This window comes from Thioclava sp. IC9, assembly GCF_002213225.1.
Classification (GTDB): domain Bacteria; phylum Pseudomonadota; class Alphaproteobacteria; order Rhodobacterales; family Rhodobacteraceae; genus Thioclava; species Thioclava nitratireducens.
In genome coordinates, this window is record NZ_NBNX01000002.1 from 471,743 (window position 1) to 485,440 (window position 13,698).

15 protein-coding genes are annotated in these 13,698 nt (G+C 65.5%); 4 read left to right on the plus strand and 11 right to left on the minus strand.

The features are described 5' to 3' along the window. Positions 1–80: 80 nt before the first annotated feature. On the minus strand, positions 81–1,001 hold the full coding sequence (locus tag B6V76_RS07715; RefSeq protein ID WP_075776361.1) for a LysR family transcriptional regulator: 921 nt from the start codon (positions 999–1,001) through the stop codon (positions 81–83). Continuing rightward, positions 1,001–1,792 (minus strand): nitrilase-related carbon-nitrogen hydrolase, encoded by a 792-nt coding sequence (locus tag B6V76_RS07720; RefSeq protein ID WP_088722020.1) that lies wholly within the window; start codon positions 1,790–1,792, stop codon positions 1,001–1,003. The genes B6V76_RS07715 and B6V76_RS07720 overlap by 1 nt, the downstream gene beginning before the upstream one ends. A 245-nt stretch (positions 1,793–2,037) precedes the next feature. On the opposite strand from B6V76_RS07720, the gene B6V76_RS07725 reads away from it, so the two are divergent. After that, positions 2,038–2,967 (plus strand): NADP-dependent oxidoreductase, encoded by a 930-nt coding sequence (locus B6V76_RS07725; protein ID WP_088727095.1) that lies wholly within the window; start codon positions 2,038–2,040, stop codon positions 2,965–2,967. Between the two features lie 98 nt (positions 2,968–3,065). Here the strand turns inward: B6V76_RS07725 and B6V76_RS07730 are convergent, their stop codons facing one another. The 9 genes from B6V76_RS07730 to B6V76_RS07775 all read right to left on the minus strand — a co-directional run bounded on the left by B6V76_RS07730 (position 3,066) and on the right by B6V76_RS07775 (position 11,224). After that, a complete protein-coding gene (locus B6V76_RS07730; RefSeq protein WP_088727096.1) occupies positions 3,066–4,112 on the minus strand; it encodes an NAD(P)/FAD-dependent oxidoreductase in 1,047 nt (348 codons plus the stop codon). Positions 4,113–4,145: 33 nt separating this feature from the next. Next, entirely contained in the window at positions 4,146–4,814 is a 669-nt protein-coding gene (locus B6V76_RS07735) for a cupin domain-containing protein (protein ID WP_088727097.1), read from the minus strand. 122 nt (positions 4,815–4,936) lie between these two features. Next, the gene (locus B6V76_RS07740; protein WP_088727098.1) at positions 4,937–5,710 is read right to left on the minus strand and encodes a carbon-nitrogen hydrolase family protein; all 774 of its coding nucleotides are present in this window, start codon (positions 5,708–5,710) and stop codon (positions 4,937–4,939) included. 271 nt (positions 5,711–5,981) lie between these two features. Beyond that, positions 5,982–6,947: an FAD:protein FMN transferase gene (locus tag B6V76_RS07750; protein ID WP_088727100.1), complete on the minus strand. Its 966-nt coding sequence runs from the start codon at positions 6,945–6,947 to the stop codon at positions 5,982–5,984. Next, positions 6,928–9,135, minus strand: a complete 2,208-nt coding sequence (locus tag B6V76_RS07755) for a PepSY domain-containing protein (protein ID WP_088727101.1) — start codon at positions 9,133–9,135, stop codon at positions 6,928–6,930. The genes B6V76_RS07750 and B6V76_RS07755 overlap by 20 nt, the downstream gene beginning before the upstream one ends. A gap of 11 nt (positions 9,136–9,146) precedes the next feature. Continuing rightward, entirely contained in the window at positions 9,147–9,617 is a 471-nt protein-coding gene (locus B6V76_RS07760) for a DUF2271 domain-containing protein (RefSeq protein ID WP_078539991.1), read from the minus strand. Between the two features lie 39 nt (positions 9,618–9,656). Next, entirely contained in the window at positions 9,657–10,061 is a 405-nt protein-coding gene (locus B6V76_RS07765; protein WP_088727102.1) for a PepSY domain-containing protein, read from the minus strand. Between the two features lie 175 nt (positions 10,062–10,236). Next, a complete protein-coding gene (locus B6V76_RS07770) occupies positions 10,237–10,914 on the minus strand; it encodes a cytochrome b/b6 domain-containing protein (RefSeq protein WP_088727103.1) in 678 nt (225 codons plus the stop codon). Then, complete coding sequence (locus B6V76_RS07775) at positions 10,907–11,224, minus strand: PepSY domain-containing protein (RefSeq protein WP_088727104.1); 318 nt, start codon at positions 11,222–11,224, stop codon at positions 10,907–10,909. Before B6V76_RS07775 ends, B6V76_RS07770 begins: the two co-directional genes overlap by 8 nt. A 144-nt stretch (positions 11,225–11,368) precedes the next feature. Between B6V76_RS07775 and B6V76_RS07780 the strand changes: the two genes are divergently transcribed. Genes B6V76_RS07780 through B6V76_RS20055 form a run of 3 tightly spaced genes read left to right on the plus strand, consistent with a single transcriptional unit; the run spans position 11,369 to position 13,607 of the window. Continuing rightward, positions 11,369–12,028 carry a response regulator transcription factor gene (locus B6V76_RS07780; protein ID WP_088727105.1) on the plus strand — a complete coding sequence of 220 codons (660 nt, stop codon included), beginning with the start codon at positions 11,369–11,371 and terminating at the stop codon, positions 12,026–12,028. Then, a complete protein-coding gene (locus B6V76_RS07785) occupies positions 12,025–13,374 on the plus strand; it encodes an ATP-binding protein (protein ID WP_088727106.1) in 1,350 nt (449 codons plus the stop codon). Before B6V76_RS07780 ends, B6V76_RS07785 begins: the two co-directional genes overlap by 4 nt. Then, positions 13,371–13,607 (plus strand): LysR family transcriptional regulator, encoded by a 237-nt coding sequence (locus B6V76_RS20055; RefSeq protein WP_075776374.1) that lies wholly within the window; start codon positions 13,371–13,373, stop codon positions 13,605–13,607. The genes B6V76_RS07785 and B6V76_RS20055 overlap by 4 nt, the downstream gene beginning before the upstream one ends. Positions 13,608–13,698 lie beyond the last annotated feature (91 nt).

Here is a 13,698-nt window from a genome sequence, read left to right on the forward strand (position 1 = left end):
TCGCGGAAGCATGCGTCGCGACGATGGACTGAAAAATATAGTTGTGTCGAAATTCACTTCGACGAAATTCGAAGCATAGATCAGACGGTGACGCTTTTTTCAGCATCTCCTGCGTAGACCGCTTCAAGCTCCGAGCGCATGGCCTGAGCAAGCGGCGAGGCCTCCGCATCGGGGCGCGTGATCGCCTCGAAGGGGCAGCGGTAAAGGAAACGCTGCGGCAGGATGGCCCGCAGGCGGCCCGCCTCGACCCAGCGCCGCGCGGAGTGGTCCGGCATGTAGCCGATGAAGGCGCCCGAGAGGATCATCACCAATTGCTGCTCGAGCCCCTGCGCCATCGCGGTCGTCTGCGGAAAATCGCGATTGTTCCAGTGATCATCCCGCCAGTAGCTGCGCCCGACCGCGCGCATCGAACTGACGAATTCAGGGGTCAGCGCCGCATCGGGCACTGACCAGAGCGGGTGACCCGGCGCACAATAGAGGAAGTTCTCCTCGTCATAGAGCTTTCGGTAATTGAGCCCGGCCACCTTGTGCGGGAAGGACCCGATCGCGAGATGCAGCGATCCGTCGAGTACCCGGGTCTGAAACTCCTGTGGCGAGCCTTGCGCAAGCTCGAACCGGACCGAACGCGCGCGACGCTCCAACGCGGCGATCGCTTCGGGCAGCCGGAAGTTCGGATCGGTCACGACATGGTCCACGAGCCCGATCCGCAGCGTGCCCGAGAGCGTGCCACGCAGGGCGGCGGTTTCGGTGACGAACTCTTCCGTTGCGGCGATCAGCTTGACCACCGCCGCATGCACGATCTCGCCCTTCTGGGTAAGCCGGAACCCCGCTCGTCCCCGCCGGCAAAGCGTCACGCCAAGCCGTTCTTCCAGCGCTGTGATCTGCGTCGAGATCGTCGACTGGCTAACATTGAGCTCGGCCTGCGCGGCTGCGAAACCGCGATGGCGGACGACCGCGTCGAAGACGCGCAGAAGACGCAGGTCTGTTCCCGCAAGCTGCATCAGGCCGTCTCGTCGACGTGGCGGAAGTCCTGCGCCTGCGTCGAGACGAGCGCGGGATCGTACTGCCGCTTCAGGGTGGCAAGGAGCATCGCAGGATCGCTCCCGGCGCGGGCGAGCGTCTTGCCGTCGGGGCCCATGATGACCGAAAGGCCGAAATACTCCAGATCGGCCTCGCTGCCGCAGAGATTGGCATAGGCGATGGCCAGCCCGTGATTGGCCGCCATCGCGGGCACGACATGATCGCCCACATGCTCGAACGGGCGCATCGCGGCGGTCGGCGCGAGGATCAATTCGACCCCTTTGTCACGCAGCGCCGCGACATGCGGGGCGAATTCGACATCGTAGCAGATCAGGATCGCAGTGCGCTTGCCCGCCAGGTCGAACAGCGTGTAGCGCGATCCCGGCACGAAGCGCTCGGCCTCTGCGGGGCCGTAAAGCTGGATCTTGCGATGATTGCCCAGCACCTCGCCCGTCGACGAGACGCAGATCGCCGAATTGCGAAGCCCGTCCGCGGCGCGCTCGGGGTATCCGACGCAGATCGCGCAGCAAGCCTCGCGTGCAAGCGGCGCGAGCCGGTCCGCCATATCCTCGACGCTCAGCGCAAGCTCGTTGAGGTCGTCGCGCTCATACCCGGTCAGGAACAGTTCGGGGAAGACGATCACCGCCGCCCCCGCCTGCCCCGCCGCGCGCGAGGCGCGGGCGATCTGACCGAGCGCGGCGTCGCGATCCCCCGCGACCGTCTGTCCCTGCCAGAGCGCCACGCCCAGCCCGTCTTGCGCCTTGTCACTCATCGCTGCCCTGCTCTCGCTCTACGAAATTTTTCTGCGCCAGTTTCACCGCTCCGGAAAACGGCTGCAAGTCCGGAGCTGTGGATGGCGCATCGGCGCGCCGCCAACCGTCGGCGCTTCACATCTTCGGTGTCCATGGACCTTCAGCGCCGCGTTCGAGTTCTACCGTCAGATTGACCTAAAGACCTCTTGAACCGCGACCCACGCGCAAGCCGGTTTCCCATCCCATTCAAACAGGAGATACGCCCATGAAAGCCGCCATCATCCGGGACTACGACACGGCGATCGAAATCGACGACATCGCCCCGCCCCAGCTGAAGGAAGGCTCCGTCCTGATCGCCGTCCACGCGGCCAGCGTGAACCCCATCGACTACATTCTGCAATCGGGCGCGATGAAGGAAAACGTCCCGCTCGAGTTCCCGCATGTCATGGGATACGACGTTTCGGGTGAGATCATCGAGGTCGGCCCGGGTGTCACGGATTTCGAAGTGGGCGACGCGGTGTTCGCGCGCCCCAACCAGGAGGACGCCGGCGCGATCGCGCAGGTCGCTCGCCTCAAGACCGATGAGATCGCGCTCAAGCCCGCGAAGCTGAGCCACGAGGAAGCGGCTTCCGTTCCGCTCGCCGGACTGACCGCGTGGCAGGCGCTGATGTCGAAAGCCAAGCTGAAGTCGGGCGACAAGGTTCTTATCCATGCCGGATCGGGCGGGGTCGGCACCTTGGCGATCCAGATCGCGAAGCATTTCGGGGCCCATGTCGCCACCACCTGTAGCCCGCGCAACGCTGATCTGGTCCGCGAGCTCGGGGCGGATATCGTGATCGACTATCACAGTCAGGCCTTCGACGAAGAGCTTTCGGATTACGACATCGTCTTTGACCTGCTGGGCGGCGAGACGCTGAACCGTTCGTTCAAGGTTCTCAAGAAGGGCGGCAAGCTCGTCTCGATCAAGGGGCAGGACACGGACGATCTGGCCTCCAAACACGGCGTCGAGTTCGAATGGTTCCTGATGGAGCCCGATGGCGCGATGCTGTCCGATCTGGCCAAGCTGCTGGAAGACGGGGCCGTTCGTCCCGTGATCGACCGCGTCTACCCGATGAGCGAGACTCGTGAGGCTTATGAGCAGCTCAAGGACGGGCACGCCGTAGGCAAGATCGTGGTGACCATCGACCAGACCTGAGACCGCTTGCGGAAGGACTGAAAGCGGCTTGCCGGTCGGGGTGCGTATCCCGACTGGCAATGTCGTCTAGGATCGGCTTTTCCGACAGCGGGTTCGGCTCAAATACCCAGTTCGCGCGCCACGCGTTCGGCCGCAGCCAATGCGCCTTCCATGTAGCCGCCCATCTCGGGCGCGGTCTCGGATGAGGAGAGATGCACATGTCCGTCATGGAGGCCCCGAAGGACCGGCGGCAGGCCGTAATCGGGGTGAAACCGGAGCGGCTCGAGATCGGCTTCCGTCGCGGTTTCGGGGGCCATGGCCCAGTCCTCCAGCGCATAGGTCAGCGGGTTGGCGGCTTCGGGACCGAAGATACGCGCCAATTGCGCGAGCGCCATCGCTTCGATCGTCTCTCCCTGCCCGATCCGCGCCCGCGCGGGGACGCCCAGAAATCCGAAGAGCGCAGCCGGACATCCTTCCGCCCCGGAGGCATCGTGGATTTCCGCCAGCGGCCCGCGCTGGCTCATCGCATCGCCTGAGAGCCCGGCTTCGCGCCAGAACGGACGCTCGTACACCGCGACGAACTTTGCGTGTCCCGCCATCCACGTCGGGGTCGCGCGGAGCGCCTGCATCTGCACATCGCTCAGCGGCGGCGTAAAAGAGATTTGCGCCGCGACGCGCGGCGGCACGGCAAGCACGACATGCTCGGCCCAGCAGACGCGGCCATCCGCAAGCGTGACCGAGGGCCCAGTCCCAAGCGCCACGACCCGCGCACCGGGATGAAGCCGCGCGGCCGGAAGCTCAGCGGCCAGCGCGTTTGTCAGCGCGACCATTCCGCCTTCGAGGCGCCACGACCCGGCCATGCTGGCAAACCCCATGTTGCGGTGAACATGGCCGTTCGCATCTTCCAGCGACACCGCGCCGCGCGCGTACTGCTCGAACTTTCGCAGCTTCAGCGCCTCGGTGAGCGCAGCGATACGGGGCTGGCCGGGCCAGAACCACGACGGGCCGAGATCGACCCTCCCGGCGCCGATCTCAAGCGCCTTGATCCGCCCGCCGAAGCGGGGCCGTGCCTCGAACAGCTCGAAAGAAACCCCGCGTGCGTGCAGATGCCGCGCAAGCGCCAAGCCTGCCAGCCCACCGCCGACGATCGCGACCTGCGTCTTCATTGAAGTCCCGTCATTTGGAGAAATGGTTTTCCGTCACTGGTCCGGTGCCGCTACAAAGCGCAGATGCCCTGTCTTGATCCAGAACTCCGCGCCGTCCTGCCCCGCCTGAACCTGCAGCGTGTGTCCGATAGGCAGGCGCAACCACGACCCCTCGCGCAGCTCGTCGCCGCTCTCGGTCAACGTCCCGCCAAGCACGAGCAGTTCCATCCCGCCCGGATCATCGAGCGACAGGCCCGCATTCGGCGCCAGCCGGAAATAGCGAACGATCTCACGTGCATCGCGGTGAAGCTCGGAGCACTCAATACCCTCTTCGGTGTGGACCAAATCGATCCGCATGTCCTTGTGGAACTGGTCGCGGTCGTCGGGGTCGAATTGCCAGAGCTTCACGAAGATCGTGCAGCCGCCCTCCGAGCCCGGACGATGCCGGGTCTGCGGCGGATTGCGCACGTAGGTCCCCGCCGGATAATCGCCGCTCTCGTCCTGGAAGACCCCTTCCAGCACGAGGTATTCCTCGCCCCCGCCATGCGTATGCGCCGAGAAACTATGCCCCGGGGCGAAGCGCACGATGCTCGTCGCCCTTGCCACCTCGTCGCCGATCCGGTCGAGCATCCGCCGCTCCACGCCAGCCGACGGCGAGCCATGCCAATCGAGCGTGTCGGAATGAACGAGCACGCGCTCCGAAAACTCCGCGTTGATTTCCATATGTCCTCCGAAATATTTGCCCCAACCCGAGGTGGACTGTCGCACCGCCCCTAAGCGGTGCGTAGTCGGGAGCTATGCTCGGATGGCCGAATTTCAAATCGCGAAGGCGCGAAGGCCGCCGACTACTCCACGCGACGAAAATCGTCGAACTGAACTGAGATCGCCTCGGCCGGATAATCGGCAGTCTTCGGCAGGTCCGCAATCAACGTCGTCGGCCCTCTTCCGGCCTGCGCCACGGCCTGCCCGTCGGGGCCCGCGATCACCGACTTGCCGCCAAAGTCGATCTCTCGATCAGGTCCCGCGTAATTCGCGTAGACGACCACGACCGCGTTTTCGTTCGCCCGCGCCCGCACGAGCAGATCGGGAACGTGATCGTAGCCAACCGGGTTCGCCGTGGGCACGAGGATCAATTCGGCCTTGGCTCGCGCCAGAGCACGCGCATGTTCCGGGAACTCGATGTCATAGCAAATCAGCAGACCGGTCCGGACGCCATTCAGCTCGAATACGGGTGGCGCCTCCGTACCGAAGTCGAAGCTCGCACGCTCCATCTCGCCGAAGAGCTGAATCTTGCGATAATGCCCGACCCTTGCGCCTGTCTTGTCGAGCACGGACGCCGCGTTGAACACCTGATCACCCAGCCGTTCGGCCCAGCCATAACAGATCGCGCACCCGTGTTTCCGCGCGATGTCGCGCATCGCTGCGCACCACTCTCCGTCGAGCGGTTGCGCCTGCTCGCGGTGTTCTTCGGGGCGGTTGTAGCCGGGCAGTATCAGCTCGGGCAGCACGACAAGATCGGCTCCGAGCGACGCCACGCCGCTCACCCATTCCTCGATGATCGCAAATGTTTGCCTCGGATCAGAGGAAAGCGGCCGCGGTTGGACAAGCGCGATTTTCATGTTCGTCTCCATTTTCGACAGACAAGGGTTATCGCTTGCGCCGCAGCCCGGCAATCAGAGCGCGACCTGCAAACTGCGCGCCCCTTTCCGCGTCAAGGCGGATCGGATTACTCGCGGCACAGGGATCGCGCGATGCATCAACGATCAGGTCGGGGATATCGTTTTCCTCAACCGTTACGCCCATCCCGATAAGGGGCGAGGATATGTCGGAGCGCCCCTGCAGCGGCATCTCCCGGCGCCGTCGGTCGGATCCACGGCGAACCGACGTAGCCTATACCGTGGCCGCCAGACTCTGGGGAAAGAGTTCGCCTGTGCCACGGCTCTGCACGCTGCCGTCGTCCTCATGCATAAGGAACAGGGCGTCGAGACCGCGCGCCTTCGCAACCTCCAGCCCCTTGCCCGGACCGAGCACCATCAGTGCGGTGGCCCAGCCATCAGCTTCGGCGCAACTGCGCGCGACCACCGTCACGGAGGCAGGCGATGCCAGCAACGGTGCGCCACGCGAACGATCCATCGTATGCGAGAGCCTGCGCACGCCGAGATCGATCCAGTGACGGTAATCGCCCGACGTTGCGACCGATGCATTCTCGAGCGCGAGGATCGAATGCGGCATGCGGCGAAGCGGATCGGGGCTCTCGACCGCGATCGTCCACGCGCTGCCATCTGGCCTGAGCCCCTCGGCCCGCATTTCGCCGTCGATCCCGACAAGACCAGCCTCGATCCCCTGCGCGGCCAGCGTCTCGGCGAGGCGATCCACGCCGAAACCTTTCGCGATCCCGTTCAGGTCCAGCGCCGCGGGGCCGTGCTTGCGCACCCTGCCATGGTCGATCTCGAGCCATTCATATGCAGGCTGCCGCGGCACGCTCATCGCGGCGCGGATCGCGTCGGGCGACGCTTCGTCGGGCCCGAAGCCCCACGCCGTGACCGCATCGCCGAGCCCGACATCGAACGCGCCCCCGGAGGCTTTGCCGATCTCCAGCCCGAGGTGGAGCACTTCGGCCAAGCGACCGGGCACCTTCACCCATTCGCCTTCCGGAGCCGCATTGAGCCGCATCAGGTCGCTGTCGGGTTTCCACGTGGACATCTGGGTGTCCACCTCCGCAACCGCCGCCTGAAGCGCGGCCCGGATCGGCGAGGGATCGCGCCCGGGCGGTGCGAAAAATAGGGCGGTCCAGCGGGTGCCCATGGTCGGGCCGTGCAGGGCGTGGCGCACGAGATCAGAAGATGTCTTCGACATAGCGTCCCTCCGTTTTCAGTTTGGCCGCACTCAGACCAGAGGCCGCGAGGATATCGTGAAGGGCATCGGCGACCCCCGCCGCCATGTCTCTCCCGCCACACACCATGATCCGCGCGCCGCTCTGCACGAGCCGAACCAATTCGGGGCCATCGGCGCGCATCGCATCCTGCACATAGCGCGGGCGCTGGCCGCGCGAGACCGAGGTCACGAGCCGCGACAGACGGCCCTCGTCCTTCCAACCCCCGATCTCCTGCGCATAGAGGAAATCGCTTTGCGGATCGCGCATCCCGAAGAACAGGTGGATCGGGCGACGTTGCTCGTTCTCACGCACGAAGCCCACAAGGGGGCCGATTCCCGTGCCCGCGCCGATCAGAATCAGCGGCGTATGCGAGCGGTCCGGCCGGAAGGCAGGATTGCGCCGGATGAATGCGCGAACGCGCTCCCCCGGCTCGAGCGCCGTCAGTTGGCTCGAACACAGGCCGCCGGGATGCTTCCTGACCACGATCTCCAGAAACCCGTCGCGACGCGACGACGCGAGCGAATAAAAGCGCGGTGTCGGCGCTCCTTCGGGCAGGATCCCGATCAGGTCTCCCGCGGCGAACCGCGTGAAACCCGTACCCGTCAGCCTCTGCCAGAACGTAGCGCGCGGCAGCGAGAAGCGCAGAATCGACGTCGGCGCCTGCACGTCCGCCCCGTAATCGCGCCGCGACTGGAGCGTGAGTTCGGTCGTGACGGGCGGCGTCGGTTGGTGATGCAGATCGAGCTCGATCCCGAGCACCGCGCCCAGCGCCTGCCCCCAGCGCGCGAAGGCCTGCGGCGACTGACGGTCGATCGTGTCATAGGGCAGAAGAACCGGCCACCTCTTCGCGTCCACGGTGTCGGCAACCGTCTGGGCATAGGCGCAATAGGCAGGGAAACTCCGGTCCCCGAAGCCGAGCACGGCAATCGGGATATCCAGCGCATCGGAATGGGCTTCGAGTTTCGTCAGGAACCCTTTCGCGGAACTGGGCTCCGCCCCGTCGCCATAGGTTGCCGCGAGCACGATGATCCGATCGGCCCGGGCGTAACGCTCGGGGGCGAAGGACGACATCGGCGCGATGTGAACACTCTGGCCCGCTGCGCGAAGCGCCGCGTGCAGGGTCGTCGCAAACCCCCATGTGCTGCCGCTTTCGCTACCGACGAGAAGGATCGTCTCCGCGCGCACGGCCGGCTGGTTGGCCCGGATACGCGGGCGTCCGCGACGCCCCGCGAGCCAGATCGACACGCCGGTCAGACCCAAGACAGGCACGCCGAGCGCCATGAGACCCAGCACCGCACCAAGCAGCGCAGCGCCCTGCCCCGTGTGCAGGGTGTAGATGGTTTCCGAGACGCGTTGCCATGCGGTCAGATCCGCCCAGGCGAGCACGGTGCCGGTGCCCTGATCGAGATAGCCGGTGCCGCGATCGGTCTTGAGCGTGAACACATCGGTTGCATCGCCGTCATAGGGGAAGCTCAGGCTGCGCAGTTCCGAGACGGGCGTGGTGCCGAGCAAGCCGAGATCGGCAATCGACGCGCCCGTTTGGCCGCTCACCTCGGCGGGCACGCCCAGCGACGGCCCGCCATCCGGGATCAGCGCGAAGGTCGAGGCCGTCATCCACAAAGAGGTGACGGAGGAGAAGATCAGACCTATCACCGCGACGCGGGCGATCTCCACATGGAGCCGCCCGGCGAGCGGCCCGCGCAAACGGGAGAACCAGTTCCGCCAACCGCCGACACGCCGCGCGACGAGCATCGCTCCGGAGACCGAGAGCACAAGCATCGCGACGGCGCCCAGCGCGCTCGCGACACGGCCGGGATCGCCGAGAAAGAGGGAGCGATGCAGGTTGGTCAGCCAACGCTGAAAGCCATTCGGATCAGCCGAGGCGACGCCGCGACCCGTCATGGGATCGATTACGGCGGCACCGGGCTGTCCGGACTCGAACCAATAGGCGGTGATCCGCCCCGACGGTGCACGCCGGATCTGCTCGAGCCCCGGATAGACAGTCTGGATGCGCTCGGCGAGGGTCGCAACGCTGAGCTCCGCCCCCGCCTGCGGTGCCGCGATCCGCTCCGCAACCGGAAAGACCGCGAGCACCGCGCCGCTAAGCGCCAGCACCGTGACAAGCGCCAGGGCAATCAGCCCCGGCCAGCGATGAAACGCGCGGATCATGGCCTGTCACCTCACATGTCGTAGGTGAAATCGGCGACGTAGCGACGCCCCGGAACCGGCGTGCCCGCGCCCTCGGTCGTCAGCGGCACGGCGACCTCGTTGGGGCTGTCGCGCATGTCCTCGACCGCGGCGTCGATATGCAGCGTATAGCCCGCATCGAAGAGCGCATCCGCAAGATCGAGCGTGATCTCGAGCGTCCGGCCCGCCCCGACGCTCGCGCCGGTGATGCCGTTGATCTGCGCGGGATCACCCCCGGTTGCGCGATACCAGTCGTTGAGATGCTCGTAATATTTGGACTTGCCACCCGCCATCCAGAGGCTGCCCGCATAGGCGCCCGACGGATCGGTGACATAGAGCGCGAGATAGGCACCATCGCCACCGTAGTTATTCAGCGTGGTCTTGAGCGTGACGGGTTGCGCGGATGCGAGCGCGGGAATGGTCAGCGCCGTGCTCAGCGCCAATGTTGCAAGAAGAGACTTCATTTCGGGAATCCTTGTTTTGGGGAGGAATGCGGCGGCGGCTCAGTTCACCTGAACCTTGGGCGGAGCGCCGTCACCGAAGAGACCGTTTTTCGGCGGGGCGACCGTGCCGGCCGGGGCCGGGTTGCGCGCCGATGCGCCGTAGTCGTCATCATCATCATCGTCGTCCTCGTCATCGTCGTCATAGTCCGACGTGATGAGGCGCTGCGTCGCTGGATCGATCTTGGCTTCGATTTTCCGCCCGTCGCGGTCGCGGCCCTCGATCTCGTATCGGCCGTCTTCCATCTCGACTTCGTGGACAGTCCAGCCGTTCTCGCGCGCGATCTGCATCACCGCGTCGCGGGACATTCCTTCGCCGCGCGAAGACTTTCTGTAGTCGTCGTCGGCCAGAGCCATCCCCGCAGGCAGCAAGGCGATGAGGGGAAGTGCGGTCAGGATCTTTCGCATGGCAGGGTCTCCTTTTTCATCTGCTAGCGACAATCTGGGCAGCGGACCTGAGGGCATCCTGACGGGGGGACGGTTTCCGCTTCAGCTTGGCGTCAGGAAAAAGGCCCCGCCGTGTGGGGGCGGGGCCGAGTGAGGCCGCGGAACGAAACGGCCTTGGCGACGAAATCGGAAGCGGTCAGGCGATATCACCGGGGCCAGGCGCACGCTTGTCGCCGGTGAGCATCGACCGCGCGAGGTTCTCGCGATGCCGGAAAGACGCAAGAACGACACCGGCGACATGCAACGCCACGAGCAGCAGGACCAGATTGGCGAGAATCTCGTGCAGCTCCTCGAGCGCCTCGTTACCGCCGCCCTCCGCGCCCTCCGCGCCCTCGCCGTATTCGCCCTCCTCGTCGGCCAGCGCCGGGGTCACGATCTGCGGCAGCGCGGGCAGCATCGCAATGCGTGTGGGCTCCGCCATCAGCCAGCCGGTGAAGGCGGTTCCCGACAGCGAGATCAGCAACGCCACGATCATCAACGCCCCCGCAGGGTTGTGACCGAGATAGCGACGCTCCTTGCCGCGCAGCATATCGCCAAGATAGGAGAGCGTCTGCCCCGGCCCTCTGAGGAACTGGGTGAACCGGGCATAGCGCCCGCCCACGATCCCCCAGATCAGTCGGAACGCGACCAGCCCGGCGACAGTGTAGCCTGCGACCTCATGCACCGGCTGCACTTCGTCGGCGGTGAACCAAGCAATCACGAAGGTGGCGACAAGAGCCCAGTGGAATATCCGCACCAGCGGATCCCAGACCCGCACGCGTCCCCCGGCCTCGCCGTTCGGACGCGTTGCGTCGCGAAATGCTGCGTCACTCATGGTTGTCTCCTTCACGATCTTGGCGGGACCGACCGTCTTCGCCGTTTTCAAATTCGATCTCGAGAACCTGGAGCGTCGCCGGATGAAGCTTCACTTCGACCCGGCGGCCCTGCGCGTCAGTGCCGTCGATCTCGTAGCAGCCGTCGTCGATCTTGATGCGGCGCACTGTCCAGCCGTTCTGCTCGGCGAGCTGGACCACGGCGTCGCGGGGCTGCCAATCCGCCATCGGCGCGAAACAATCGTCATCGGCCAGGGCCGCCCCGGCCGGGAACGTCGCGAGAAAGGCGAGAATTGTCATGGTCTTCTTCATGGGCCAAACTCCTGTTCACGGCCAATTCCGCACCTTTCATGGGCAATCAATCTGACGGGAACCTGAAGCCGCATCCCGCGCAGCGTCAGCTTGGTGTCAGCCGGGCGGGTGAAGAGGGGTCAACGGACAAGAGATGGAACGAAGATGCGCATCCTGCTGATCGAGGACGACACTATTCTGGGCAACGCGGTGCGCGACCAGATCGCAAGCGACGGTCACTCCGTGGACTGGGTCACGCGACTCGACGAAGCGGGCGTGTCGGTCCGCAGCACCGGCTACGATCTCATCCTGCTGGACCTCATGCTTCCCGACGGTCGGGGCATCGGCTTTCTGAAGGCGCTGCGCGGCCGGGGCGATGTGACGCCGGTTATCATCATGACCGCGCTCGATCAGGTCTCTGACCGGATCGAGGGGCTTAACGCGGGCGCCGACGACTATCTCGTCAAGCCTTTCGATCTCGCGGAGCTCTCGGCGCGCATCGGGTCGGTGGCGCGGCGCTACAGCGGCAATCCGAACCCCATCGTGAGCCATGCCGGGCTCGAGATCGACCTCGCCGCGCGCAGCATCAGGCGCGACGGCAAGCCCGTGCAGCTGACCGCGCGCGAATGGGCCCTGTTCGAAGCGTTCCTCTCGCGACCCGGCCAGTTGCTGTCGAAAGCCCAGCTAGAAGAGAAGCTCTACGCCTTCGATGCGGAAGTGGAGAGCAACACGATCGAGGTCCATGTCAGCCGCCTGCGCAAGAAACTCGGCGCCCATGTGATCGAGACAGAACGCGGCCTCGGCTACAGGCTGGGCAAGGCATGAGGCTGCCCCGAAGCCTTCAGGCCCGTCTGGGACTTTCGCTCGGGGTCGTGCTGGCGTTGATGTGGATCGCCGCAGCGACGGTCACCGCGCTGATCGTGCGCAAGGAGATGAGCGAGGTCTTCGATTCCACGCTTCAGGAAACGGCGCAGCGGATTCTGCCCCTCGCGGTCATGGATATCGTGAACCGTGACAGCACGAATGTGACACAGCGCCTTGCGCAGCTTCGCAATCACGAGGAATTCTTCATCTATATCGTGCGGGACGCGGAGGGGCGTATCCTGCTCCAATCCCACGCCGCCGATCCTTCCGTGTTCCCTGCGTATGAGGGACGGGGCTTCAGCCAGACGGCCACCCACCGGCTGTACAGCGATGCCGCGCTTCAGGACACGGTACGGATCACCGTCGCGGAGCCGCTCGCGCATCGCGCGCAGGTCGCCCGCGAGATCGAGCTCGGCCTCGGCCTGCCTTTGCTGATCGTGATCCCGCTCGCTTTCGCGGCTGTCGTTCTCGCGGTGCGGACCAATCTGGGGCCGTTGCGGCGGTTCCGGACCAGCCTCGAGGCGCGCAACGCCCGCGACCTTACGCCCATTCCGACTGACGACCTGCAGGCCGAGATCGCCCCGGTCGCAGCGACGCTCAACAATCTTCTGGGGCGGTTGCGCGAGGGGATCGAGGCCGAGCGAAGCTTCGCCTCCAATGCGGCCCATGAACTGCGCACACCGCTTGCCGGTGCCATCGCGCAGACCCAGCGGCTGAGCGCGGAAACCACCGATCCAGCCGCCAAGGCACGCGCCGCCGATATCGAAGCGACGCTCAAACGTCTAACGCGGCTCTCGGAACGACTGCTGCAGCTCGCCCGGGCGGAAGGCGGGCCGTTGCGGCTGGAGCGCAGTTCGGACCTGCGCATGACCGCCCGCCTGATTGTCGAAGACCTCGCGCGCAGCCTCGATCCCGGGCGCATTGCGCTGGAGTTACCGGAGACGCCCGTGCTCTCGGATCTCGATCCCGACGCCTTCGGCATCCTGTGCCGGAACCTCATCGAGAACGCCCTGAAGCACGGTGCGCAGGACGACCCCGTCACGGTACGGCTGACCGAGGAGGGCGTGTTCACAGTGACGAATGGCGGGCCCGTCATCCCCAAGGAGACGCTGGCGCGCCTGACTGCGCGGTTCGAGCGAGCGGGCAGCACGAATGACGGCAGCGGGTTGGGCCTCGCCATCGTCTCAGTGATCGCGGAGCGCATCGAAAGCCCCCTCACTCTGACCTCGCCGCCGAGCGGTCGCGACGCGGGTCTCGAGGTCAGGGTGCAGCTCCCTCTGAATGGGACGGAGGTTAAGCCGTCGTGACGGTCACACGCCGCAGGGATGGGCAAACGACCGCCGCATGGCATCGTCGTTTAGCGAAGGCGCAAGAAACGCTGAAAGACATCAACCTCAACGCGATGAAACGCTTCGTGGCCGTCGCCCGGCTGGGCGGCATCTTGAAGGTAGCCGAGGAACTGGGCGCGTCGCCCTCTCCCGTCAGCGAGCGCGATCATTCGAATGGCCGAGCGGGGACGGAAATAAACCGTCCGGGGTAAAGCCAGCTCCGATCAGACGTGATATTCTCGATATGTCAGGGTCTTGCATCATCTGAGAAAGGCACCAGCGACGTGACCGCCAGAGACGTGC

Excerpts from the sequence above, each read along its gene's own strand:
- B6V76_RS07715 (WP_075776361.1), bottom strand. The coding sequence starts at position 1,001 with ATGCAGCTTGCGGGAACAGACCTGCGTCTTCTGCGCGTCTTCGACGCG.
- B6V76_RS07720 (WP_088722020.1), bottom strand. The coding sequence starts at position 1,792 with ATGAGTGACAAGGCGCAAGACGGGCTGGGCGTGGCGCTCTGGCAGGGA.
- B6V76_RS07725 (WP_088727095.1), top strand. The coding sequence starts at position 2,038 with ATGAAAGCCGCCATCATCCGGGACTACGACACGGCGATCGAAATCGAC.
- B6V76_RS07730 (WP_088727096.1), bottom strand. The coding sequence starts at position 4,112 with ATGAAGACGCAGGTCGCGATCGTCGGCGGTGGGCTGGCAGGCTTGGCG.
- B6V76_RS07735 (WP_088727097.1), bottom strand. The coding sequence starts at position 4,814 with ATGGAAATCAACGCGGAGTTTTCGGAGCGCGTGCTCGTTCATTCCGAC.
- B6V76_RS07740 (WP_088727098.1), bottom strand. The coding sequence starts at position 5,710 with ATGAAAATCGCGCTTGTCCAACCGCGGCCGCTTTCCTCTGATCCGAGG.
- B6V76_RS07750 (WP_088727100.1), bottom strand. The coding sequence starts at position 6,947 with ATGTCGAAGACATCTTCTGATCTCGTGCGCCACGCCCTGCACGGCCCG.
- B6V76_RS07755 (WP_088727101.1), bottom strand. The coding sequence starts at position 9,135 with ATGATCCGCGCGTTTCATCGCTGGCCGGGGCTGATTGCCCTGGCGCTT.
- B6V76_RS07760 (WP_078539991.1), bottom strand. The coding sequence starts at position 9,617 with ATGAAGTCTCTTCTTGCAACATTGGCGCTGAGCACGGCGCTGACCATT.
- B6V76_RS07765 (WP_088727102.1), bottom strand. The coding sequence starts at position 10,061 with ATGCGAAAGATCCTGACCGCACTTCCCCTCATCGCCTTGCTGCCTGCG.
- B6V76_RS07770 (WP_088727103.1), bottom strand. The coding sequence starts at position 10,914 with ATGAGTGACGCAGCATTTCGCGACGCAACGCGTCCGAACGGCGAGGCC.
- B6V76_RS07775 (WP_088727104.1), bottom strand. The coding sequence starts at position 11,224 with ATGAAGAAGACCATGACAATTCTCGCCTTTCTCGCGACGTTCCCGGCC.
- B6V76_RS07780 (WP_088727105.1), top strand. The coding sequence starts at position 11,369 with ATGCGCATCCTGCTGATCGAGGACGACACTATTCTGGGCAACGCGGTG.
- B6V76_RS07785 (WP_088727106.1), top strand. The coding sequence starts at position 12,025 with ATGAGGCTGCCCCGAAGCCTTCAGGCCCGTCTGGGACTTTCGCTCGGG.